At 37.9% G+C, this 25417-nt stretch carries 23 protein-coding genes and 1 other RNA gene; 12 read left to right on the top strand and 12 right to left on the bottom strand.

Annotated features, from left to right (window positions below):
* Positions 1-12: 12 nt before the first annotated feature.
* On the bottom strand, positions 13-3225 hold the full coding sequence (locus AC1M9H_RS06060; protein ID WP_481612976.1) for a LysM peptidoglycan-binding domain-containing protein: 3213 nt from the start codon (positions 3223-3225) through the stop codon (positions 13-15).
* Between the two features lie 215 nt (positions 3226-3440).
* Between AC1M9H_RS06060 and dnaQ the strand changes: the two genes are divergently transcribed.
* From dnaQ to nudC, 3 genes are all read left to right on the top strand, one after another.
* Entirely contained in the window at positions 3441-4868 is a 1428-nt protein-coding gene (gene dnaQ / locus AC1M9H_RS06055) for a DNA polymerase III subunit epsilon (RefSeq protein WP_481593053.1), read from the top strand.
* Between the two features lie 119 nt (positions 4869-4987).
* Complete coding sequence (locus AC1M9H_RS06050) at positions 4988-6628, top strand: chemotaxis protein (RefSeq protein WP_481612975.1); 1641 nt, start codon at positions 4988-4990, stop codon at positions 6626-6628.
* Positions 6628-7386 (top strand): NAD(+) diphosphatase, encoded by a 759-nt coding sequence (gene nudC, locus AC1M9H_RS06045; protein ID WP_481612974.1) that lies wholly within the window; start codon positions 6628-6630, stop codon positions 7384-7386. Before AC1M9H_RS06050 ends, nudC begins: the two co-directional genes overlap by 1 nt.
* A gap of 23 nt (positions 7387-7409) precedes the next feature.
* On the opposite strand, the gene AC1M9H_RS06040 is transcribed toward nudC, so the two are convergent.
* From AC1M9H_RS06040 to AC1M9H_RS06025, 4 genes are all read right to left on the bottom strand, one after another.
* On the bottom strand, positions 7410-8291 hold the full coding sequence (locus AC1M9H_RS06040) for an alpha/beta hydrolase (protein ID WP_481612973.1): 882 nt from the start codon (positions 8289-8291) through the stop codon (positions 7410-7412).
* Positions 8291-8983, bottom strand: coding sequence for a BON domain-containing protein (locus tag AC1M9H_RS06035; protein ID WP_035266827.1), 693 nt, complete (start codon positions 8981-8983; stop codon positions 8291-8293). The genes AC1M9H_RS06040 and AC1M9H_RS06035 overlap by 1 nt, the downstream gene beginning before the upstream one ends.
* 64 nt (positions 8984-9047) lie before the next feature.
* Positions 9048-9464: a YraN family protein gene (locus tag AC1M9H_RS06030; RefSeq protein WP_481612972.1), complete on the bottom strand. Its 417-nt coding sequence runs from the start codon at positions 9462-9464 to the stop codon at positions 9048-9050.
* A 14-nt stretch (positions 9465-9478) separates the two neighbouring features.
* The gene (locus AC1M9H_RS06025; RefSeq protein WP_481612971.1) at positions 9479-10408 is read right to left on the bottom strand and encodes a penicillin-binding protein activator; all 930 of its coding nucleotides are present in this window, start codon (positions 10406-10408) and stop codon (positions 9479-9481) included.
* Between the two features lie 11 nt (positions 10409-10419).
* Here AC1M9H_RS06025 and rsmI point away from each other — a divergent pair, with 11 nt between their 5' ends.
* Positions 10420-11262, top strand: a complete 843-nt coding sequence (rsmI, locus tag AC1M9H_RS06020; RefSeq protein ID WP_481588939.1) for a 16S rRNA (cytidine(1402)-2'-O)-methyltransferase — start codon at positions 10420-10422, stop codon at positions 11260-11262.
* Positions 11263-11302: 40 nt separating this feature from the next.
* Here rsmI and AC1M9H_RS06015 read toward each other — a convergent pair whose 3' ends face one another.
* The 5 genes from AC1M9H_RS06015 to AC1M9H_RS05995 form a co-directional block, all read right to left on the bottom strand.
* Positions 11303-11551 (bottom strand): hypothetical protein, encoded by a 249-nt coding sequence (locus tag AC1M9H_RS06015; protein WP_035269751.1) that lies wholly within the window; start codon positions 11549-11551, stop codon positions 11303-11305.
* A 170-nt stretch (positions 11552-11721) separates the two neighbouring features.
* Positions 11722-12960, bottom strand: a complete 1239-nt coding sequence (locus AC1M9H_RS06010; RefSeq protein ID WP_481612970.1) for an FAD-dependent monooxygenase — start codon at positions 12958-12960, stop codon at positions 11722-11724.
* Complete coding sequence (locus tag AC1M9H_RS06005; RefSeq protein ID WP_481612969.1) at positions 12957-14165, bottom strand: FAD-dependent monooxygenase; 1209 nt, start codon at positions 14163-14165, stop codon at positions 12957-12959. The genes AC1M9H_RS06010 and AC1M9H_RS06005 overlap by 4 nt, the downstream gene beginning before the upstream one ends.
* A 195-nt stretch (positions 14166-14360) precedes the next feature.
* Positions 14361-15680 carry a Xaa-Pro aminopeptidase gene (pepP, locus tag AC1M9H_RS06000; protein WP_481612968.1) on the bottom strand — a complete coding sequence of 440 codons (1320 nt, stop codon included), beginning with the start codon at positions 15678-15680 and terminating at the stop codon, positions 14361-14363.
* Between the two features lie 82 nt (positions 15681-15762).
* A complete protein-coding gene (locus AC1M9H_RS05995) occupies positions 15763-16383 on the bottom strand; it encodes a UPF0149 family protein (RefSeq protein WP_092766815.1) in 621 nt (206 codons plus the stop codon).
* 65 nt (positions 16384-16448) lie between these two features.
* On the opposite strand from AC1M9H_RS05995, the gene AC1M9H_RS05990 reads away from it, so the two are divergent.
* The 4 genes from AC1M9H_RS05990 to AC1M9H_RS05975 all read left to right on the top strand — a co-directional run bounded on the left by AC1M9H_RS05990 (position 16449) and on the right by AC1M9H_RS05975 (position 18945).
* Entirely contained in the window at positions 16449-17000 is a 552-nt protein-coding gene (locus AC1M9H_RS05990; protein ID WP_035269763.1) for a hypothetical protein, read from the top strand.
* Between the two features lie 2 nt (positions 17001-17002).
* Positions 17003-17287 carry a cell division protein ZapA gene (locus AC1M9H_RS05985; protein ID WP_180027932.1) on the top strand — a complete coding sequence of 95 codons (285 nt, stop codon included), beginning with the start codon at positions 17003-17005 and terminating at the stop codon, positions 17285-17287.
* 101 nt (positions 17288-17388) lie between these two features.
* A non-coding RNA gene (ssrS, locus tag AC1M9H_RS05980) (6S RNA) lies at positions 17389-17572 on the top strand.
* 404 nt (positions 17573-17976) lie between these two features.
* Positions 17977-18945, top strand: a complete 969-nt coding sequence (locus AC1M9H_RS05975) for a hypothetical protein (RefSeq protein ID WP_481591804.1) — start codon at positions 17977-17979, stop codon at positions 18943-18945.
* A 29-nt stretch (positions 18946-18974) separates the two neighbouring features.
* On the opposite strand, the gene AC1M9H_RS05970 is transcribed toward AC1M9H_RS05975, so the two are convergent.
* Both AC1M9H_RS05970 and AC1M9H_RS05965 read right to left on the bottom strand, forming a co-directional pair.
* The gene (locus AC1M9H_RS05970) at positions 18975-19097 is read right to left on the bottom strand and encodes a hypothetical protein (RefSeq protein ID WP_481611524.1); all 123 of its coding nucleotides are present in this window, start codon (positions 19095-19097) and stop codon (positions 18975-18977) included.
* Positions 19098-19200: 103 nt separating this feature from the next.
* Positions 19201-20457: a putative solute-binding protein gene (locus AC1M9H_RS05965; RefSeq protein WP_481612967.1), complete on the bottom strand. Its 1257-nt coding sequence runs from the start codon at positions 20455-20457 to the stop codon at positions 19201-19203.
* A gap of 225 nt (positions 20458-20682) precedes the next feature.
* On the opposite strand from AC1M9H_RS05965, the gene AC1M9H_RS05960 reads away from it, so the two are divergent.
* The 4 genes from AC1M9H_RS05960 (at position 20683) to AC1M9H_RS05945 (ending at position 25356) form a co-directional block, all read left to right on the top strand.
* Complete coding sequence (locus tag AC1M9H_RS05960) at positions 20683-21297, top strand: 5-formyltetrahydrofolate cyclo-ligase (protein ID WP_481597247.1); 615 nt, start codon at positions 20683-20685, stop codon at positions 21295-21297.
* Between the two features lie 116 nt (positions 21298-21413).
* Positions 21414-23840, top strand: coding sequence for an endopeptidase La (gene lon, locus AC1M9H_RS05955; protein ID WP_481612966.1), 2427 nt, complete (start codon positions 21414-21416; stop codon positions 23838-23840).
* 156 nt (positions 23841-23996) lie between these two features.
* Positions 23997-24479, top strand: coding sequence for a 23S rRNA (pseudouridine(1915)-N(3))-methyltransferase RlmH (rlmH, locus tag AC1M9H_RS05950; RefSeq protein ID WP_035268469.1), 483 nt, complete (start codon positions 23997-23999; stop codon positions 24477-24479).
* A 100-nt stretch (positions 24480-24579) separates the two neighbouring features.
* Positions 24580-25356, top strand: coding sequence for a DODA-type extradiol aromatic ring-opening family dioxygenase (locus AC1M9H_RS05945; RefSeq protein WP_180027936.1), 777 nt, complete (start codon positions 24580-24582; stop codon positions 25354-25356).
* Positions 25357-25417 lie beyond the last annotated feature (61 nt).

The raw sequence follows: 25417 nt of genomic DNA, 5'->3' as shown, positions 1-25417 counted from the left end.
GCTTAAGCAGACTTAAGAATGTGGAACTTTAATCGTAGCACCAATCTGTAAAGGTGTGTTTGGTTTCAAACCATTCATTTCTGCAAGCTGATCAATGTCTATACCAAATCGATTCGCAATTCTGTACAGGGAATCACCACTACGGACTTTATAATCTGTGACCACTTTAGGAACTTGAATAATTTGGCCTCTTTGCAATCCAGCACGTAGGTTTAACTTATTGAGGTCTGCAAGTTCTTTTGCAGTCATGTCAAATCGTGTAGCAATAACATGAAGAGACTCGCCTGATTTGACAGCATAATCCTCTGTATCACGCGATTTTGATTGACGGACTGGTGTTTTTTCTGTACTTGCAGTCGTCTTTTCAACATCGCCACTTACTTTTAATTTTTGACCAATTTGAAGGACTGATCTCGCATTTAGATCATTCTGCGTAAGTAATGATTGAAGCGGCATATCATATTGTCGCGCAATACTTGCTAAGGTCTCTCCACTCTTCACAGTGTGAAACTCCACTTTCTCAGCAACCGAATTATTTCGTGTCGAACTCTGCTTAGTGGAAGCTTTATTTTCATCTTCTTTCAAATTCAGCTTTTGCCCAACTTGTAATCCAGCATTCGTTCGCAAGCCATTCATTTCTGCTAACTGTGCAACAGAAAGATTATATTTGCTTGCAATGGCATTCAGGCTATCGCCTGATTGAACAACATATTGCTCTGGTACTTTAGATCCCGCTGGTACTTTAATGGTTTGACCAACCATCAATCCTTTTTCAATATCCAAATTATTCAGTGTCGCCAACTCAACAACGGTTAACTTATGCGCATTTGCAATGTTGTACAACGTATCTCCTCGTTGTACGCGGTAAGTTTCAGTCTGAATTTCAGGTACAGTTTTAGCATTACTCGCGCGAGTTGTTGATGAAGCTGTAGCAGATTGCACTTCTTCTAAAGGAACATTAATTTTTTGACCCGCGTACAGGCTACTATCAGCTTTCAGTCCTGAGCTTAATGACGCTAACTCTTGAGTCGAAAGTCCATATCGATCAGCGATTAACTTTAAGTATTCGCCACGTTTAACCGTATAAGATTTCGTTTGAACCTTTGTTACCGCTTGTTCAGTTTTGCTTGATTTAGATGCTTGAGACTGGATTAGATTTAACTTCTGCCCAACCAGTAAATTACTATTGATAGTTAGACCATTCAATTCAGCCAATTGTTGGACACTCAAATCAAACTGGTTTGCAACACTAGTCAGACTATCATTTGCTTTTACAATATAACTTGCTGGCTTTATATCCGTTTTCTGAGCAGATGTCACTGGCTTAGCATCGTAGAGATATAGGGTCGCACCTACATATAAGGTTGCATTTGGATCTACTTGGTTCCATTTTGCAATATCTCTCCAACTTACGCCGTTTTTCATTGCAATAATTGCTAGCGTGTCACCAGGGAGTACCGTATACGTACTACGCTTACCCTTAGGTGGTTCTACAACCACTTCACTTTCAGTTTTCTTAAATGCCTTACCTTGATTAAGCTGGGCTTCCTCAGAAGTAGGCAATGTACTTTCTGCCACAGATTTAGGATAAGCAAAGCCAACTTTAACTTCTGAACCTTGTCCTGCTGCCACAGATTGACTTGTTTGAATCGCAGTTAATTTAATCTTGCCATCCAACGGATCGACAATCTCAGTACCTTGAGGTGCAATGGCGCTAATCTCTCTAACGACTTCCGCTTTTTCTGCTTCAGTGGCCTGTGGTTCAATGACCGAGGCAATAATTTGATCAGAACTCGTAGTTGTTGTGGTTTTTTCAGGTGCAATTGAAGCTAAGATTTTGGCTTTTTCTTCAGCAGTAATTTCGGGTTCTACACGCACAGGTTTAACATTTTGCGCCGGTGTAACAGCAACAGGTATACGAGGTGCGCTTGGCACCACTGCCGAAGCAGCAAAAGCTGCCAATGCATCAGAACCAGAAGGAGTCCTACCCTTCGAAGTTGAAATTGTTGTAGAAACTGAAGGTGTTTGAGTATTATTAACTGGCTTCGCTGTTTGAGTTGCCAATACGGAAGCATTTGAAGCTTTTGGTGTATTTACTGTCGTTGTAATTGTGGTTGCTGGCGTAGATGTAGAAACAGGGCTTGAAGCGCTCGCCCATAGACCTGTGCTGCTTGGTTTAAGTGCTTTCAGTTTTCGATCAATATTTGGACTTAAATCTGCTGGAATTAAAATTCGCTGTGGACTTTGAGGATCAATAATATCACCACGATGCCCTGGATTCAGTTGATAAAGTTCTGCACGACTTAAGCCTGTCAGAGAAGCAATTTCGTTTAAACTCGCACCTGCTGGAACTGGAACTTCTCTAAAGTGAGGACGATTCGCAATTGGTGGTAATCTTACGCCATACTTTTCAGGGGATTTGATAATCTGTGCAACCGCAAGGAAACGAGGTACATAGTTCATTGTTTCTTGAGGTAAACGTAATGACCAATAATCTGTAGGCAAGCCAGCAGCCTTATTACGGTTAATCGCTTGTTGAATACGTCCAGGACCAGCGTTATAAGCCGCTAAAGCTAATTCCCATGAACCGAATTGGTTATATAAACTTCCTAAAAACTCGTAGGCTGCACGTGTAGACTCAACTACATCACGGCGTCCATCATACAAATTGGTCTGTCTTAATCCATAAATACGACCTGTACTTGGGATGAATTGCCACATCCCTGCAGCTGCCGCTGAACTCGTTGCAGCAGGATCATAGGAACTCTCAATAACGGGAAGTAAAGCAAGTTCAGTAGGTAATCCACGGCGCTCTGCTTCCTTTACAGTATGATAAAGATAACGAGAAGCTCGAGCGGATAAACGATCCAGATAAGGCTGACGCGTAATAAACCAACTTCTTTGAGCATCAATCCGTGGATCCCACTTTGTTTCATCCATTTTAAAACCAACGGTCATACGTTTCCAAACATCGCCGTGTTTTAAAATAAGTAAACGATCACCTTCAACTGCACGCATATCAGTTGCAGATAAAAGATCTTCAAGTGAATCTAAGCTACTGGCATCTAACATGCCGAGTTGATTCGACTTTTGCGTCTTTGCGGAAGTGGGACTCGCTGTACAGCCAGTCATTACGCCTAATCCGGTTACTGCGGAAGTAATTACTGAAATTTTAAATAAAAAAGTTGCAGATGGCTGCCACACTGCGGTGGTTGTTTTAGACATACAAATTCCGAAAGACGCATAGTAAATTTATTGTATATAAGCCATTTTAGAGGAGCTCTTTGTTCAGGCAAGTCTCTTCTTGATGAGTAATTGCTTATAAATGTTACAAGACATTAAAAAATATCCAGTTATCGCACTGATGTTTCGCATTTACGTATACAATAAAATTTCCGAACTTGATGTTCAACACTTTATTCGATTGATTGGTTCAAACTATGTCTGAAATAACACTTTATGTTGATGGCGCATGTCGTGGTAATCCTGGGCTAGGTGGCTGGGGTGCTTACATCATCACTAAGGATACAGAACATAAAATATGTGGTGGTGAACCAGACACGACCAATAATCGTATGGAGTTAACCGCTGCAATCGAAGGAATCAAATTTTGTCCTGTTGATGCAAAGCTGATCATTTGGACAGACTCAAACTATGTAAAACGTGGAATTACTGAATGGATCAGTGGTTGGAAAAAGAAAAATTGGAAAGACGTAAAAAATCCTGATTTATGGCAAACTTTGGATCAAGTTTGTCAAGGTCGAGACATTGAATGGAACTGGATTAAAGGTCATGCAGGACATCCAGGCAATGAAATGGCAGATCAGTTAGCTAATCAAGGCGCTGACCAAACGGCTGAACAATTTAAAAATTCCCTGCAAGCGAATGATAAAAAAAAACAGTCTGAAGATTGGTTGCTCAATGATCCGTTTGGTTTAGATCTCAATGATCAAGATGAAGAAGTTGAAATTGATTTAGCAGAAAATGATGATCAAGCTGAATACAGCACGGACGAAGTCACCTCAAACTCCTCAGATATTATTAAGGATATTATTAAGACAGTTGATGCACAGGACTTAAATTCTGAATCTGTAGATCAAAGCGTTCCTCAGTTAGCTGAAAAATCGCATCCACATATTGTGGTCACACCTGCTCGTTTAAATTTACAGGGACCACGCCAACTGATTTTAGATACGGAAACTACAGGTTTTTATTATCAAGATACAGACCGTATTATCGAGGTAGGTGCGATTGAAATGATCAATCGTAAACTGACAGGAAGTTCAATTCACATTTATATCAATCCCAAAAAACCAGTCGGTGAATCTGAAGCAATTCACGGTATTTCTGATGATTTTTTGAAAGATAAACCTATATTTGAAGAAATCGCTGCTGAACTGTACAAGTACTTAAAAGGTGCAGAAATTATCGCACACAACGCAACTTTCGATATGAACTTCTTAGATATGGAGTTCAAACGTGCTGGCTTTGGTACGCTTTCAGAAGTCTGCGCAGTCACCGATACACTTGCAATGGCAAAAGCGAAACATCCAGGTCAAAAGAACTCATTGGATGCATTAGTGAAGCGCTACGAAGTTCCACAGCGTGATCGTACCTTCCACGGTGCTTTACTGGATGCAGAAATTCTGTCAGATGTCTATTTAGCCATGACAGGTGGTCAAGTTTCATTTGATATCGATGCACTCTCAGCGCATGATCATCATTCTGAAACTGGACAAAATCAGTACCAAAAAATTGAGGTAGATTTACCAATCATTTATGCTTCTGATGAGGAATTAGCAGCACACCAAAAATGGATCGAAGATTACCAAGAAAAAAATGGCGAGCCGTGCTTATTTGCTAAATAATCTTCCATCTGCTTGATTCATTTTGTAAAGTACGATCAGTTCGGCTATATTCATTTAGAGCAAAAATTCCCCTTATCTGGGCTCTGAGCAAAATTAACGGCCAACATAGGTTTCGATCGATGTCTTATCAAAGTTCAATTTATTTTGACCCTACAGCATTACTTATTGTTAAAAAAGAAATTGATCAAATCATCGATCAGGTCGAAAATACAGTATCAGAGCTTATTGAGGATCAAACACTTCCTTTTGGGATAGATGACGCATTCATTCGACTTGAGCAATCCAATCAAGTTTTTGCCATGATCGAGCTTCCTCATCTCGCACAACTTGCACACTACTGTGCGCAAGTCATGTCAAAGATGATGCAAAATCCAACTGCAAAAAACCTGAAATACGCTGCTGCATTAAGTGATGGTACAACGATGCTAAAGCGATATATCGAATTTATTTGCTTACGTGAAGTCGATGTCCCCCAATTTCTCTTAGATACACTTAACCATCTAGAGCGAGTATTGAACATCCCTTGTACAGCATTGGGTAATGGAATTCAGACCACTCAGAAACAATTAACTTTAACACCGCAAGCATCATCGAATCAGATTTATTCATCTGATTATTGGAGTACACTATATAAAGATTGTTTAATAAAATTAGTGACGCAAAATGAAACTGAAGACGATTTTGATCGTTTTAAACTCATTGTAGATCATATAGCACTGCTCTCTCTTGAAACACCGAGTCAACAATATTGGCTTCTGATGCAAATCGCATTTAATCAACTTGACCAACTCATTCTCAGTGATGCACGCCTAAAATGGTTGGCTAAAGTTGGCAGTCAAATTCGGGAGTTTTTAAATGCACCCCAGCATTTTCAGGTCGATGAAACTGACTTTGCTAATGCTTTAGCGATTTGTATTAGCCAAGAAAACTACGATTCACAAATGCTTCGTGAGTATTTTCAAATCTCGGACAACATTTTGACTGATGTTCAACTACAAATTTTTAGTCGCCATCTGTTTGGACCTGATCAAAGAACAATGGATACCGTTGCTCACTTGATTACAGAAGAATTAAATCAATTAAGATTAGATATTGAAAGTCACTATCAAAGTTTTACCGATGATCAAATTTTAGATATTCGCTTAAAGCTGTATCGTATGGCAAATATCTTTTTAGTCATGAATCTTAATGAAGCTTATGCAGAGATGAAACTGCAAGCAGATCATTTTCATCGAACCTATATTCAACAAAATGCCGATTTTGCTCAACGATTAATGAACAGCATGCTATCGGCTATGAACTCTATCGGGATTTTGAAGCGAAATTTTGCACCAACTCGCATTCAACTTGATGTGAATAATATGAATATATCACTGGATCGGCTAGATGATGCACATGAAACGCTGCAAAAAGAAGCTCGAATTCTCTTGCAAGAACTAGGCGATAAACTTTTTCAAAGCAATGATGTTCAAGACACAAATGATTTATTAAACATCACAACCAATTTAAGACAATTAAGCGGTGCTGCTCTATTTCTTGATGCTCAAGTATTAAGTAATGCGCTAAAAAATAGTGCTGAGGCGGTTGAACACTATTACGATATTCAGAAATCACTCACCCACCAACAACTTCAGCACATTCTAGATGTGCTTGCCAGTCTAGAACTTCATCTTGATGGCTTGAAGTATGATTATCCTATTCATAAATCAGTATCTGAGACTGCACTCATCAGCAGTCAAAAAATTAAAGCGGTTGCCTAATGTCTGAACTCTCTGTTGCTTATATTTTTAAACAACATCAACTTCTCGTCGATGAAAACTTCCAATTACCACGTGTTGAACGTTTAGAGAGTGATCTGATTTTCCAATCTGGTGATCAAGTAATTGCACGAGATCTACATATTGAAGAAGCAATTCCTAAAGGTTATCAACTTGTGCCAATCCGACAGTTGATCACTCAATGGTCTAAGCAACAATTTGAACAAGCGAGTCGAGCAGTTCAATTATTAGAATGGCGTCGTAATCATAAATTTTGCAGTCATTGCGGTACAGAAACAGATGTGCACCGTTCAGAATATGCCATGATCTGCCCAGCATGTAATTATCACCAATACCCTCGTGTTCAACCTTGTGTTATCACCGTAATCACACGAGGTGACAATGAAATTTTGCTGGCGAAAAATGCAAAAAATAAATCCAATATGTATGGATTAATTGCAGGTTTTGTCGAAGTTGGTGAAACTTTAGAAGAGGCTGTGCAACGCGAAACCATGGAAGAAATTGGTCTAAACGTTAAAAATATTCAATATCTTGCCAGCCAACCTTGGCCATTCCCAAGTAATTTAATGATTGCTTTTCGGGCCGAGTATGATTCAGGTGACATTCTGCTTCAAGAAGATGAAATTAGTGATGCCCAATTCTTTAAATTTGATGATTTACCAGAAATTCCATTTGCAGGAAGTATTGCGCATGCCATGATTCAACATGTCATTCACAATACTCCTTTCAAATCAGAATAAATCAAATCCGAATCGTTATAGATTTATTTGAAGGACTCTTCTAAAACTTTCAGGATGAGAGATCGAGTTTTGAAGAGTCGATCAAATAATGTGGCAGTTGTTGCCATGATTGATACATGTCCAGTACGAGGCACCCGAATGAGCTTGCTATGATTCTCTACAGCTAACAGTGCTTGATGCATCTCTTCAGAATTATGATCTTTTACCAACGTATCTTGATCTGCTAGAAAAATATAGTGCTGAATATTATTTTTCTCTACAAAATAGTATGGCATCACCGCTTTGAAGTTTACTGCTTTATCGAATGCATGTTCAGATAAATGATCACCTAGATAGTTAAAGTGATAGGGTCCAGCCAAACCAATCAACGCTTTAATTCGATCTCGTCCTTCAAAGTCAATGAATGAAGGATGGTAAATCAGTGACATCACATTAAAAGCACCAGCAGAATGTCCGATAAGCGCTATTTGATCTGCACAAATACCATATTTATCAGCACTTTTGATTAAATATTGAATTGAATCTGCAAGGTCAGTTACGTAACGAGGAAAAATATGTTCTGGCGCCAGATGATAGTTTATTACGGCGAGGTTATATCCAGCACGAGTCAAACTTTCTCCAAGAAACTTGTAATCGTCTTTGCTTCCTCTACTCCATGCACCACCATGCACGAATATAACTAAAGGTTTATTCGCTGGCACTTGGCAAACATAAAGATCCAGTCGTTGCCGAGATTTAAGACCATAAGCAATATTTCTTTTTACAGAATAGCCTTTATTTGAGGTCAATTGATTTAATGCCAAACCACCCAAATTATATGGGCGAAAAGCATTCAGTTTTTGATTCAATTCGGTCAGTTTTAACTGAACTGATTTCGGAAAAAATTGCGCAATCTTATTCGACATTATTGGTAACTAACACCAGCATCAGGATCAATTGCAACGGGTGTCTCAACATAAGGTTGAGTACTCACCGCTGAAGGGTTCATAAGTGATGATGATTGAACACCTGCGCCTACTTGAGCAGATTCTACGTTATCAATCAAAGTAACAATTTTCGTGACATTCCCTACTCGTTGTAAAACTTCAATGAGATCTTGCTCTTCCGCTGTATTTAAGCGTCCCATCACATATAACACGCCATCTTCAGTATGAACCAAGACTTTACTGTCTGAAACAACTGGCGCACGCATAATTAAGCCACGTGTATTCGCTGTCGCAGTCGCATCTTGCATGATGGTAGAGTAACCAATTTGAGGACCAACTGTGATGTAATTATGAATAGATTTCACATCACTCATCGCTCGAACGTTATCTTCTGCTAACTGTTTCAAATGCGCATCAGGCACTTGACCTGTTAACAAGACATTACTGTGAAAGCTATTCACATTGACTCGAGATTGTTTAAAACGAGCATCCAATTTGTATAAATTGATCTTTGCTGTACGTTCAATTGAAGAGTCAATAAATACCTGACCTAAAGAACGAGCTCCACTCACCACCCCAACTGGTTCTGCGCCAGTTCCACCTGAAATAAAACTTGCACAGCCTGAAAGACTAGCAACACACGCCATCGAAATTACAATACGCTTCAACACTCAATCCGTCTCCTCGTGAAACTTGAATTTTTTCTATTGTTGGAAATGGCTTAGCTCATTCGGTTCATAGATTAATCAAGTCTGCATTTATTGTAAATGCATTTTCAATCCACTCGAGATCATAATCTATATCAGAAATTTCATGCTGTAACGGTTTTGCAATTTTTTTATGAAAATCAAAACAAAACACATCAAAACGATAATAAAACTCTGCATATTTTGGAAATTTTTGAAGAAATGACATTGCTGTTTTGGCAATTTTAATTTGCTTGCTCGATGATATTGATTCTAGTGCTGAAGCATAGGTTGTTTTTGATCTGGCTTTGACCTCAACAAATATAAGCTCAAGATCACGTTGGGCAATCAGATCTATCTCACCATAACGAGAATGAAAATTTCGAGCCAGCACAATATAACCCTTTGAGATCAAGACTTTTTCAGTTTGGTCTTCAGCCCATATGCCTAATTGTTGAGAACTCATCCATTTAAGTCCTCTTAAATATTTTTTAATCTAAACCATGTTTTCTCGAAACACGCAGGTTTTCTTTCGATACGATGCTCTTTAAAACTCAAGTGCCCAGTCTGACCTTGAATTGATATTTGATCAGGATTCTTCGTTTTCAACATCAAATCCGCCAAACGCCAAACATCTTGACCGAAGGCATTGAGACGTTGGAATGCAGCAGTATTTTCTGTTGTTTGATTAGGTTTTTTTAAAAATTGAACCATGACTGGAACATCACAGAATTTAGTTCCCTTCGGAATATCCATATTATGATCAATAGCAAAAGCCTGAACATACAAACGTTTTGAAGGTTTATTCTTCAATGAGTTGATCCACTCCATACTGCCCAAAAGCAACACCCCTTCATTTGACTTTATATCAGGCAATTGTTGGACTAGAGAAAATTTACCATGAAAATTTTTAAACACGGCATTTACAAAGCTTAAGCTCTCAGACTCAGTACCAGACTCACGCAATATATAGAGATGTTGAACTCGATCCTTTTCAATCTGTTTAATTAAAACTTGAGCATCATCAGTTTTCGATAAACTAAACTGCCACACTTTCACATGTTTTGAAGGAACTTCATTCAGTGCTAAAACAGGAATTTTAAGCGGTTCTTTCATTATTGCTTCGACATCCTGTCTCGCTAGTGGACCAATAATAAGTTTGGTGTTTTGACTGACTTGCGTCTTTAGGATCTCTTTTATTCGTTTTTGATCCGAATTGACATATCTTATTGGTATTTCACTGTTCGACTTTTGATAAGCCTCATCAATACCATTTTTAATACTATTACTTGCTCGCGCCATAGGGCCTGAATCAGGTAAAATAACCAATACTTCCGCTTGGGCTTGGAAAATCATTCCACATAAGCCAATACCAATGAATTCTTTTTTTATTCTTAATAGATCCAACATGGAGAAACCTTATGAGTGCTCAGTTATTTGTTGTAGCGACGCCAATTGGGCACTTAGATGACATGACTTATCGAGCAATTGATGTTTTAAAGTCTGTCTCTCTTATCGCGGCAGAAGACACACGTCAGTCCGCTCTTTTAATGAAACACTATAATATCTCAACTCCGCTTACAGCGTGCCATGATCACAATGAAAGTAACAAAATTGATATAATTATCGATAAGTTAAAAAATGGTGAAAATGTTGCACTCGTCAGTGATGCAGGTACACCATTGATTAGTGATCCTGGTTTTAAATTAGTTCGTGCAGCTCAGGAGCATGGTATTCGTGTCGTTCCTGTTCCAGGTGCATGTGCAGCTATTGCAGCATTAAGCGCTGTAGGTCTACCCAGTGATCACTTTAGTTTTGAAGGATTTCTATCTTCGAAACAATCACAACGTCTTATTCAATTAAATAAACTGAAAGACAACACGCATACCATGATCATCTATGAGGCACCACATCGAATCCTAGACTCTGTAACGGATATGGTCTCTGTGTTCGGGGCTGACCGTGAAGTCGGGTTTGCACGTGAAATTACCAAAACCTTCGAAACAATCAAAAAAATGACCCTTGGAGATTTACAATCATTTATTGCAAATGATCATCACCAGCAAAAAGGTGAAATTGTACTGGTCATTGCTGGAGCAGCCACTGAAAAAGACATGCAGCAAGAAGAATTAGATAAATTACTCAATCGCTTATTGCAAGATTTATCTGTAAAAGCAGCATCTCAACTTGCAGCTGATCTCACCGGAATCAAAAAGAAAGTCGCATATCAACGCGCGCTAGAGCTCAGTGGTGCGAATGATTAAGCAAAATAAAAAAAGCACCATATTGATGGTGCTTTTTTTATTAATCTTTTATTGATTCATCAGGTGGAACTTCAGTAATACGACCACCACGTGCTAGAAAAGCAGCAACTTCATCTTCCAGTGCCTGACGTTGTTTGAGTTTAGCTGTCACTGTTAATGTTTCAGCTTCCGCGACATCGGCATCAGATACAGTAACGTCACTTACGGCCGCACCTTTTTCTGCTGCTTGTGATTCATTTTCGTCTACAACACTGTCTTCGTTGTCATCAAAATCATTTGCGTCTGTCATTTCAAACTCCCCATCAATGTTTTCACGCACCTGATTGGAACGTGCTTTGATTTTTAGAGAAATGTATCAAGCTCTTTATCGTTCGCATAGTATCTAAAGCACCTCATTTGTATATTTTTTAACCATATTGGTAAAAAAATATATACTGATGATTCTTTTTAGATCAGATTTCAATTCACTTGATATCTTGTATTACTGAGCTGACTCAAACCATTCGCTTGCGACATAAACGCCGATTTTAACGCACTGATATTTTCAACTTGTTTCAAACCAAAGTTTCTCGCCCAAACAATAGGAAAAACAGGAGCAGATTCCATCCACCCAATCATAGACATACTATGCATCATGGCATCGTTTTGAAATTTACGGCGATGCTCATATTTCAATAAAGTTTGCTCATGAGCCCAAACGCCACGTGCGTAGTCCGAAAGTAGCGCATCGCATAGAATTGCTGCATCAAGGCAACCAATATTCACCCCCTGACCTGCAAGTGGATGAATAACATGGGCTGCATCACCAATTAGCGCTAAGCCATTTTTAATATATCGTTGAGCAGCTCGTGCTTTCAGTGGGAATTTTGCTCGAGGCGTTGCGGCTAATACTTTGCCCAACATATGATGACTCTCTCGTGTCAGTAATTGTACAAAATCTTCATCTGAGAGTGACGCAAATTCGTCTGCATAATCATCTGGTAAAGTCCATACAATGGATTGCCAATGACCATATTCTTGATCTTCTAAACTTGCCATTGGGAGAAAAGCCAGTGGCCCTGTTTCTAAGAAGATTTGTCTCGCAACATGTTGATGAGCTTGTTCCGTCTTGATCGCACAGCTAATACCAGCCTGATGATAATCCAAAACATCCAAATCAATCATGGCTTGTTCACGTACGAATGAGTTTGCACCATCCGCACCAATTAAAAGTTTCGTTTTCAATTGAGTTTGATCAGCGAGATGAAGAATCCAACAACCATTTCCTTGCTCAATACGTTTCACTTGAATCTGAGTACGGTAATCATCAATCTGGTCGATCATCATGCTCTGAATCGCAAGGTTCAAGATACTTGGTTCGACCATTGAACCTAATATTTGTGCTTGATCAGGTTTAGAATGCGCTGATGTTCCAAAATTGATTTCACCAAAGCCATTTTTGTTCCACACCTGCATTCCCGTGTAGGGTTGTTGACGAGCTAACTTACCCCATACATCAACATGCTTAAGCAAATGAATAGTGGCTTGACTCAATGCAAGTACACGAGGATTCAATGATTTTAAGGTCTTCTCGTGATCCAATATCGGTGCTGCATCAAGTACAGTCGCTTGAACTCCACCTTTAGCCAACAATAAAGCCGTTAATCCACCAACTAAACCACCACCCACAATCACGACATCTAAAATAGCATCATTCATGCTTTTAACCCCATTGCATAATTGGCAACGAGTGGCTTAATACCTGGAATATTTTCAAAGCACATTAGACCTGTATTTCGCACAAATTTTAGAATTGGATTTTGATTACTAAAGCCTCGCACCACAGAATCACAAAACTTAATCACACGTTGCTGATCTTTGAGTCGAGATTTTTCATACTCTTTCAGTACAGCAGCTTCACCTAAATCGGCATTTTTGATGACTTGTTGTTTTAAATATCGGGTCAATACATATGCATCACGCATACACAAATTAAAACCCTGACCTGCGACTGGATGAATGGTATGAGCAGCATTACCCATAAGTACAACACGTCCTACTGCTTGTTTTTCAGACAAAACTTGAGATAAAGGAAAACTAAATCTACGACCAGTTTTCTCAAATTTACCAGCTCGGTCGCCATAGGTTTTTTGAAGAGCATCTAAAAAATGCTGATCATTTTCATCACCTAACCACTCTCCCTCAGTACCTTTAGGCACTGGCCACACAACAGAACGACGGTATTCACCAGGTAAAGGTAATAATGCTAAAGGACCAAGTGGGCTGAAACGTTCAAAACCGACTTGGGAGTGAGGTTTGGATGTCTGCACTGTAGTGACAATCGCCACTTGATCATAATCATGCACTGATGCACCAACACCAAGTGCTTTACGACAGAAAGAATCACGTCCATCTGCTGCTATGACTAACTTGGATTGAAACTGCAAAAGTTCATTCACTTTTAATGCTTCGATATAAGCTAAATGTTCATCCTGTTTAAGCGACGTCACTTGAATACCATCAATTAACTCAATGAGTGGATTTTTTTTGACCTCTGATAACAATACTCGTCCAAGCCATGCATTCTCAATCACTTGACCAAAGCTCTCTACTTTCTCTTGAGCCGCGATTAAACGTGCCTTACCGAAGCTTCCTTCTTCTGTGATATTTACTTCTAAAATAGGCGTTGCATATTGTTGCAGTGAATCCCAAATTCCCAATTCTTGATAAATTTGCACGCTTCGACGTGACAGCGCACTATTACGGGCATCAAAACTTGAATGATATGGTGCAAGGTTAGCATCATCATAGTTAGGATAGCTGATCGCCTCTAACAATTTCACTGCAATGTTAGTTTTAGCCAGCATAAGAGCAAGGCTTAATCCGACCATTCCACCACCGACAATGATGACTTCTTGTTGCATGTTTTGATCCTTATAAAAGCAAGCAATAGCTGCATACACATAAACTCTTAATCAAATTCATCTTACAATAAAGTTTTTACTTTTTATAATGAATTAGCGTTATTGAAGATGAAGCCATAATTCATTTTTCAATATTGAATATGACATTTAAAAAAAGCCGATGTTTCCATCGACTTTTGAGATTTGTGAAAATGGTTAACTTGCCATCAATGCTTCGATATCTTCAATGGTTTTCACTACTTTAGCAGTCAGGTTTCTCGGTCCATCTTGAGTGACAACAATATCATCTTCAATGCGAATACCAATCCCTCTCCATTTTTGATCGACAGTTTCATCATCAGGGGCAATATATAAACCTGGTTCAATGGTCACCACCATACCTTCTTGATATGTTCGCCATTCTCCATCGACTTTATATGCCCCTACGTCATGAACATCCATGCCTAACCAGTGACCAGTTCCATGCATATAAAATTGACGATAGGCTTCTGTCTCAATGATTTCATCGAGATCACCCTGCATGATTCCAAGATTAAGCAAGCCTTGCACTAAAATACGAACAGCAACGTAGTGTGGCTCTTTGTAAGAGTTACCAATTCTAACCGCATCTATTGCAGCGATTTGAGCATCAAGCACTATATTATAAAGCGCCTTTTGTTCAGGATTAAATTTACCATTTACTGGAAATGTCCGAGTGATATCTGACGCGTAAAATTCATATTCACAAGCTGCATCTATTAAAACTAAATCGCCGTCATTAAGTTGTTTGTTATTTTCAACATAGTGCAATATACAAGCATTTTCACCACCACCCACAATACTGTTATACGATGGTACACAACCATTTTTACCAAAAATATAATTCAGCTCCGCTTCTAAAGCATATTCCATCATTCCTGGTCGTACAGATTTCATTGCTTGCGTATGTGCTTGAGCAGAAATATCAGATGCGATTTGCATTAACTCTATTTCTTTTGGCTCTTTGTGTAGACGCATCTCATCTAAAATTGTATCTAACTGAATCAATTGTGTAGGTGCAGCGGTACCACGTCGGCTTTCACCACTTGCTTCTGCAATCCATTTTGTAATTTTTGCATCAAAACTGGCTTGTTGACCAATTCTATAAAATAATCTTTCTTTTCCTTGAAGCTTTGCGATGATTTCTTCGTCTAGTAGATCAATCGCATAAGCTTCATCCGCATCATAATCATCGACTGCACCATCAATCCCTGCACGGTAACCTGTCCAGATTTCCATCTCTCGATTGCGTTCACGACAAAATAAACTGTAGGTATAACCTTCTTCTTCAGTATCAAATGTTTCAATTACAGCAACTGCTTCAGGCTCTGCAAATCCCGTTAGATAAAAAAAGCTACTATCAGCGCGATATTTATAATCAGCATCACGATTTCTAAACATTTCTTCACGTGTTGCAATAATTGCAATGCTTCTTAGGCCTATTTCAGCGGCTAATTGATCACGTCGTTTTTGAAAATCTGATTGAGTAAGTTTCATATCTTTTCTGCAGCTTATACTATTTAATTTAAGAAAATACAGTACTACTTATATGTTAAGTAGTACTCTTGATTAAATGTAATCAACTTGGTCGATGAGGTGTAAACATCTCAACGACACTTTGCTCATTTTTTTTCGAAATTGTTGGTTTTACATGTTTCAGTAATGAGCTTTCTTCAACAGCAATCTTGGTTCGTCCAACAGATAAACTCACTGGAATTAATCGAACAAATTCATAAAGTTCTTGATAGCTAATTTCACCTTCTTCATCATTATCAGAATCTTCAAACTCGACTGCTGCAATATCTTGCAAGTGTTCAATCAACTCAGCTTCATCAGCACGAATATGCCCAGACGCTAATCCAAACCCCAATACCACTCCTGCACACCAATCTGCTAAAGCTTGAACACGCTCAGACAATACATGTTCATCATCAGGCAAAATGGGTAAATAATCTAATTCATCTTCTGATAAAGCATGCGAAACATCTTCAGATTCCTCAGCCAGTAAATTAAGCGCAGTAGGTTCTAATTGAGGCACATTCAATGTAGACAAAATTTGTATCCACTCCTCATGAGATGGCGGTTCAGTTACACAAACAATACCTGTAAGTAGACCATGTAACTCACTAGGACTAGTAATTTCCTCAATTGAACCGAATTGTTGGTTCCAATCTGTCCAACCTGAAATATCGTCTTGCATTCGCTTTTCCAATCTCTATACTTCTGTATATATTACCTTTGATTGCGAAACTACGCGACCTCGTTATGTTAGAACAATTACAGCGTTTACAAACGCATTTAGGCACGCTTAAACATCGTTTGTCCGAAACCGAACAAATGAATAGTTCTCTTGAAGCTAAGCAGAAAGAACTTCAGGAAACTCATCAAACTCAAACTGCTCAAAAAAATAGCGTCATCACTCAAAAGCAAGAACAGATTGAAAGTCTAAATGACAAATACAATCAATTGGATGGTATTTATAAAACTTTAAATCAAGATGCTACTGCTTTAGCAGAACGTTATAGTCGTTTAGAAAAGAGTTGCACTGATTTAAAAAATAGATTTCAGGAAATCTTGGCTGAAAGGAATGAGTTGAGAGTCATCAAAGAAAAAATGTTGGCTGAACAACGTCAAGCTCAAAAAGAAATTGATGAATTGAAGGCTGAAAATCAACGTTTAATCAAAAAAAATGAACTCGCTAAAACTAAGGTTGAGCAAATCATTCAACGATTGGCCATTTTAGGTACTGATCAAGATCATCATGCCCAAGAAATCCAACAATTAGAAAATCCGGCTGAACAAAATGAGGAAGCATAATTATGTCTGAAGTCGTTACAGTCGAGTTAAGACTAATTGAACAAACATTTAGACTTTCAACCACTCAAGATCGGAAAGATGATTTACAACGTGCTGGTGATTTGCTGAATGAGAAATTTCAAGAATTTCGTAGAAAAGCACCTAACGTAGAACACAATAAGCTCGTTATCATGGTGGCTTTAGAGCTTATGCAAGAAGTTTTAACAATGAACAAATCCTTACAAGAATATTCTCATTGTGAACGCTTACTTGCAACAATCTTGGAAGACGTTGAAAAAACTGTATAAATTTGATCTAAGTTTGCACAGTCAGTTTTACTGAGTGAATTATCACGCAAATAATGGGTACACCAAGGTTTGCCAATCTCACTCATTTCGTTATACTTAATTTAACTCTGGGATGTTCGCCAGCGGGTCTATTCCCCTGCCGATACTTAAACTTATGGATTGTGTTCTGTATATTTAGAGCGTATGCCCACCACGAGTGGGAAACCCAGCAAGTATACGTCGCGTCCACCTTGAACTCGTCGGGTTCAGGGTAACGACACATGCAGCGGCATCTCCGGAGTCTTTATTTTCTCTTTTTTCTTATTTTTGAATAAATATCCTAATATCCTTGCGCTTTATCCCAAATTAATAATCAATATTAATAATTTTTGATTTCTATCACATTATTTTCACTATAAACAACTTATTAGACACTAATCTAAAACAAATATACTTAACTCTCAATATTATTTAATTATTTAAACCTATTGCTTTATATATATTTAACAATATAAAAAAATTGACATATTATTTGTAAATTTGGTTAATAATGACCTAGTAACTTTTCTAAAATTTAAATTATTATTCCCCATAATAGAAATTACACAAAAAGTATTTCATTTTAATGTCTTCTTATTGTTTAAAGACTTCATATTATTAGTCAAACATTATAAACAATGAGAATAGATTTATATTTAAAGGAAGAGAATATGTCTAAATTAGCAAAATTGGCTGGGGTTGCGGGTATTGCTACACTCTTAACAGCATGTGGTGGTGGTGGTGATGATAAGCCTCAAAATGTACCAGACAAAACAATTTATCCAAATCAACTTTCAAGTGAGTTTGTGCCTTTCCAAAAACCTTCATTTTTAAGTGATTTATTAGGCACTAATGATAATTTAAATGAAATTGATAGCAAATATAATAAAGCCTTAAGCCAAGCTATAGGTGAAATGTTTGGTGATCAACTTATATTGAGATCGGATGCTAAACTCGTTGAGATCTTCGATCAAGGCGTATCACTTGCAAAATACAGAAATATTACGTGTACTACTGAAACCAAATTAGATGCAAATACTGTACAAGTAACGCCAACTAACCCAGGTAGTTATTGCCCAAATGCTGGTGTAAATAAATTCAAATCAGGCAGCATTTCATTGACTGAAAAGGATAATATTAAAACTTTAAAATTCAATAATGCTTTATATAATCCTTTAGACTTTAAAGATAAGGATGACTATTTAGTTAACGGTGAAATTACATTACGTGGTGAAACCTCAGGTGATTATTCTTACGAAATTAATAAAGCTTTTAGTTATCAAATCTTAGATTCAGAAACATTAGAAAGTAAAGAATATCTTGGCTTAAGTGATTATATTTACTCTGTTATCCGCACTGATAAAAAAATACTTACCACTCAAGGCAATATTATTGGTCAACCTTATGGTGAAGATTTTTCATATAATTTTAATTTTTATACCAGTACTCCTTTTGTATTTGAAAAAATCATATTTTCAGATCAACCCTATCCTCAAGCCTCTGGCCAATTAACAATTTTTGACAGATTTTACCAACGAATTGATATAACTCAAACAAAAGATAAATCAAATACTGCTATGGTTTCATTCAATCAAAAACAACCTATTGAAATGAAATGGATTGAAATCACTGGTAAATAAACAATGAGCCCCCATCTGGGGGGCTTTTTTTAACCATTTAATTTCATATGTTGAGCATTTTCTGACATTCTGAGCTGCTCATAATTTACTGGATCATATGCGCATGCACTTACAATCAAAGTAGAAGTAACTACTGCGATAAAAGTTTTCATCTCACATTTACTCTTTAACCTAGATGTGAATAATTTAAAGCATGGCTAAAAACAAATAAAACCGATTAAAATTATAAAAACCATCTATTTTTTAGATTAATAATTACTCATCATGAAGCGCACACTCATAATTTTTAGGATCATCACTGCATCGAATCTTTTTAAGGATAGACATCATTTCAGGATGGTAATACCCTTCTTTTGTCATCTGAATTCTAGCTTCGCGCATAATTTTCAAATATCCAGGTTTCTCAGCATCTCTTATATTCATCCAAAATTTAGGATCAATTTTAGATTCAGTTTGATCAATAAATTTATAAGCCGGTGTTAATTGCTTGGAAATAATCTCCCTTGCTATAGGCCCCATTCCAGCAGGAAATTTATTTCGATGCATAATCAATGTACCCGTTACTTGAACGAGTGGAAAACGAATAATTGCGCCTCGTACCTCGCCCTTGCTTGTCATTCCACGATAGAGTTCTAAAGGTTCAAATAAGATTGCAGGCGCTGCGATAATATCAACTTCCTTATTGTTGAATTTCCCGCCTACCGAAGTTAAATCCACTGTAACTGGTTGAGCACCAACATTTTGGACTAATTTTTTTTGGGTTGCGTCAAAACTCATTACAGCGACTTTTTTCCCAGCTGCTTTAGATAAAGTATCAATTTTACGATCATTTACCATTATATAAGCAGCACCTAAAGGCACAATACCGACAACCTCATAATCCTTATTGACCATTTTCGAGTCAAATTCAGGTCTTGCTAACAGCTGAATCACTTTAGTCAGTTGTTTATAGTTTTGAACTGCACCTATTGCATCAATACTTCCAACAAAGGAGTTGAATTGCTTAGCACGTAAATTACTTATTCCAGCACCATCACAACGTTTACTTCTAAAGTCTTCAGTTAAAACCCGTTCATCTGTATAGACTTTTAAATTAACTTCAGTGGATGTTTTTTGCTTTAATTTTGGATAATTCAAATCTATCTGCATTTGTAGCTTAGCCGTACGATTGACAGTCATTTGCACGCCGAAATCTTGAGCAACTTTAGAAATTCGTGGTAATTCACTCATATAGCTCGTCGCCTGCTCAAATGCTTCACCATGAGCACCGCTCGGTGAATACACACATAAGGTGACTTGTTTCGGAATCTGTTGCCAAACTTTTGAATCATTCAGTAGTTTTTTTATTTTATTCACAGAATGGCTGGACAGTGATAAATCCAACTTAGAGCTAGTTTGAGCATTTACATGATTTGTGATTAGACCAGAAAGACTAATTACTGTCGTGAGCATAACCATACGATAAGCATGCTTGCTCTTTTTAAATAGAATACCGTATTTTTTATTTTTCATTATCGTTCCCTTTTCTATTCTTTATAATCAGAGCTTCATTGATCTGATAGAGTTCAGCTTATCGGCTTCAATTAAAAATTAAATTGACCCCAATCTTTTATTTGTTACACCTAGAGTAAATGAAAAATATACTATCGAAAATATTCAAATCAGGTTGATTAAACCTGAGTAAAAATCGATAAACTACTTACCCTTACACATGCACTTAGATTGGTACAGTTTGAAATGCAGTTGCAAACACAACTTTTAAGAAAAACTCTACGCTCTCGTAGAAGACACCTCTCAATTTTTACGCAACGACGTTCTGCTTTTCAGGTTTTGTCAAAAATCAAATCTCACTCTAAATTTAAATCTGCACAAAAAATTGGGATTTATTTAGATGCATTCGGTGAAATACAAACACATATCCTAATCATGCATTGCTTTTCAAAGCATAAAGTCGTTTATCTCCCAAAAGTCTCCAGACTTGATTCAACTTTAAAATGGGTTCCAATTTCAAAGCATCAATATCTAAATAAACGTTTTACTAAACATAAATTGGGAATGTATGAGCCTATGCATAGATTGGGGCAAAATGTAAAACAAATTGATGTACTGTTGATGCCCCTAGTAGCCTGTGATTATCATGGAACACGTATGGGTATGGGAGGTGGCTTTTATGATAGAACGTTAAAGCATGCGAGCAATCACCCCTATCGCATCGGTTTAGCGCATGACTTTCAATTAATCTTAGATCCTTTAAAGCGCCAACCTTGGGATCAGCCATTAGATGAGTTAATCACCCCTAGAAAACGATTAAAATTCAAACGAAGAATATTAATTCACCCTAAATCCAACTGAATTTATCAAGATTAGTAGAAATAAATCGAATTTTATCGATTTTCACCCTTGTATTTTTTAAATTACACATCACTATAAAAATATGGCAACACCGTTGTCACTCATTAGGAGTGCTCATGACTGATATTATTATGAATGAAGAAAACTTAGAACTTCAGACCCCTAGCGTGTTACCGCTATTAGCTTTGCGTGATGTTGTGGTTTATCCCCACATGCAAATTGCGCTTTTTGTCGGCCGTGAAAAATCGATTAAAGCAGTTGATGTAGCTCGTAACAGTGACAATTTAGTTTTTGTAGTAGCTCAACAAGATTCTCTTACAGAAGAAATTGATCACGACAATTTATATCAATACGGTACTGTCGCGAAGATTGTACAAGTCGTAAATCATGAAAACGATGAAAACTGCATTAAGGTTTTAATCGAGGGTATTTATCGCTCTAAATTGATTAATATTTACGATCAAAACGATTATTTAGAAGCTGAACACAGCCTTAGCCCAATGACGATCCGTATGGAGTCGGCAACTCAACAAACTCGCCTCGAAGAATTGCGTGGTCTTTTCAGCCAATACGCTGAAGCGAAACTACGTAATGCGCGTGAGTTAATTAATGCTGCAAATAAAATCGATGATTTATTGCAACTCATGTTCTTTGTCGCTACACGCGTGCCGTTAAACATTGAAGTGAAACAAAAATTCCTCGAACACGATGAATTTGAAGCTCATTTACAAGAGTTAATGACTTATTTGCTTCAACAGTCTGAAGAACAACAGATTGAGCAAAATTTACATGACAATGTAAAACGTCAAATGGAAAAGAATCAGCGCGAATATTTTCTAAATGAAAAAATGAAAGTTATTCAGCGTGAACTTTCTGACATGAATGGCGGTGCTGAAGATGACATTGCTGAGATAGAAAAACGCTTAGCTGAAGCGGATCTTCCTGAGCATGTTCGTAAAAAAGCAGAAGGTGAATTCCGTAAGCTCAAAGCAATGCAGCCTGCATCGAGTGAAGCAGCCGTAGTTCGTAATTACATCGAAACTATATTAGATACACCATGGAATAAGGCGAGCAAAGTAAGTATCAATCTTGCTAAAGCTCAAGATATTCTTGATGCTGATCATTATGGTTTGGATGAAGTTAAAGAACGTATCGTTGAATATCTTGCTGTTCAGTCACGTGTAAAAAAACTACGTGGACCAGTATTGTGTCTCGTAGGTCCTCCTGGTGTAGGTAAAACCTCATTAGGTGAGTCTGTAGCTAATGCAACAGGTCGCGAATTCGTTCGAATGGCACTTGGTGGTGTTCGTGATGAGGCTGAGATTCGTGGACATCGCAGAACTTATATTGGTGCGATGCCAGGTAAGATTGTGCAATCACTTTCTAAAGTCGGTGTAAAAAACCCTTTATTCCTACTCGATGAAATTGACAAAATGGCTCAAGATCATCGTGGTGATCCTGCATCTGCCTTGTTAGAAGTGCTTGATCCCTCCCAGAATCACAAATTCAACGATCACTATCTTGATCTTGATCTTGATTTATCTGAAGTCATGTTTATTTGTACTGCAAACAGTATGAATATTCCTGAAGCTTTGTTAGATCGTATGGAAGTCATTCGCCTTCCTGGTTATACAGAGGAAGAGAAAATCAACATTGCTGAGCGTTACTTAGTACCTAAAGCAATCAAGAATAATGGCTTACGTGCTAAGGAATTGAGTGTACATGAAGAAGCGATTCGAGATATCGTACAACGCTATACACGTGAAGCTGGTGTTCGAAGTTTAGAGCGTGAAGTTTCTAAAATCGCACGTAAAGTGGTTAAAGAAGCGGTTAGTAAAAAAGCGAAAAACCTTCAAATTGAAGTTAATTCTGCAAATCTACCTGACTACTTAGGGCCACATAAATTCGATTTTGGTATGGCTGAAGAAGAAGCTCATGTCGGTCGTGTTAATGGTCTAGCTTGGACTTCGGTTGGTGGTGAACTACTTACAATTGAAGTTGCAGCAATGAAAGGTAAAGGCAAATTCGTAACCACTGGTTCTTTAGGTGATGTTATGAAGGAGTCTATTACTGCAGCGATGACCGTAGTGCGTACACGAGCTGATGCTTTGGGTATCGATTCTACTCGCTTTGAAGAAACCGATATTCACGTGCACTTACCTGAAGGCGCTACGCCTAAAGATGGTCCTTCAGCTGGTCTTGCTTTGACGACAGCATTAGTTTCAGCGTTTACTGGCATTGCGATTCGACCTGATATTGCAATGACTGGTGAAACTAGCTTGAGTGGCCGTGCAATGCGTATTGGTGGTTTAAAGGAAAAATTACTGGCTGCGCATCGTGGCGGTGTAAAAATGGTCTTTATTCCACAGGAAAATGCACGCGATTTAGTCGAAATTCCTGATAATGTGAAAGAAGGTTTAGATATCAAAGTTGTAAAATCAATTGATGAAATTTTACCACTAGCATTAACCTCTATGCCCAAACCATTAGTAAAAACACCCATTGTGAAAGCAGTTGACGAATCAAAATCTGCACGACACTAATCGGTCTTTTAAGTGAAGAAAGAGAGCTTAGGCTCTCTTTTTTTATAAGATGTCAATGGATGCAAAATTAACAACCCATTATGTTTTAACTTTTGAATTTATAAATTCATCACTTTGAAATGTATAATATCGTGAAACTTCTAGTGACACATTTTCATGAAAATTCGTATCTTGACCATTGGTCAAAAAATGCCAGCATGGGTTCTTACTGGTTTTGAAGATTATTTCAAAAGAATTCAACCTTTTGTACAAACTCAAATTGTTGAGCTTCCTATGGCGAAACGCGGAAAGAATGACTCTGAAGCTGATATTTTAAAATATCGTAATATCGAAGGCGATAGCATTTTAAATGCACTGAAAGGAAATGAACTTTTAATTGCACTTGAAGTGGGAGGAAAAGAGTTTAGTACAGAAAAATTAGCTGAAACCATGAAAGGTTGGATGCTTGAAGGGAATGATGTTGTGCTCGCGATTGGTGGACCTGATGGACATTCTGACGCAGTTCGTAAAGCTGCTGCTTGGCACTGGTCTTTATCTAAATTAACGCTACCCCACCCTATGGTTCGCATTCTGTTGATTGAACAACTTTACCGTGCCATGAGCATTAATCATAACCATCCGTACCATCGTGCTGGATAATCGTTCCGAATTTGCAACATGATGTTCAAATTTAAATGGTTACTCTGACTTCTAAAATTTGCGATGATCACCTCATACATCTAAGAATGGAACCACCCTCATGACTATTCAAACGCTACCTGGCTTATTCATATCACATGGCTCTCCAATGCTGGCTTTGAATCCTGAACAGGTTGGTCCAGCTTTACATCGCTTGAGTCTCAATTTGCCCAAACCTAGAGCGATAATCGTCATGTCTGCGCATTGGGAAAGCAATGCACTCGAAGTAAGTACGGGCACTAGACCTGAAACATGGCACGATTTTCGAGGTTTCCCAGATGCACTCTATGAAATTCGCTATCCTGCCCCTGGTGCTCCAGATGTTGCTGAACAAGTTTTAAATTTATTCGCTGAGGCACAAATTACTGCACATGCCAATAGTACACGACCTCGTGATCATGGCGTATGGATGCCTTTATTACATATGTATCCAGAAGCTGATATCCCCGTAGTCGAAATCTCTTTACCTATGACGATGTCTGCTGAAGCGATATTTAAAATTGGTCAAGCTCTCGCTCCATTAAGAGATCAGCAAATATTATTAATTGGCTCGGGAAGCATTACCCATAATTTAAGAGAGCTTGCTTGGCATGGTGAAACGAGTGAAGTTCCAGAATGGGCATCAACTTTTAGAAACTACGTGGTGCAGCAGCTCACTCATTCGGATTATCCTGCTATTTTAGCGTGGAATACGATTCCTTATGTTCATCGCAACCACCCTACGATAGAACACTTTGCACCTTTATTTTTCTCTATGGGCACTGGTGATCGTTTTAGCATTGTACATAGTAGTTTTACCATGGGTGCTTTAGGAATGGATATTTATCGCTTTGATTGAGAGAAAATAAAATATCATTTTTTAAATGACCATCACGAATTAATCATCGATCAATGGATAC

It is taken from the genome of Acinetobacter sp. ANC_7512, from assembly GCF_056779935.1.
This window is presented reverse-complemented; position numbering and strand designations above follow the sequence as displayed.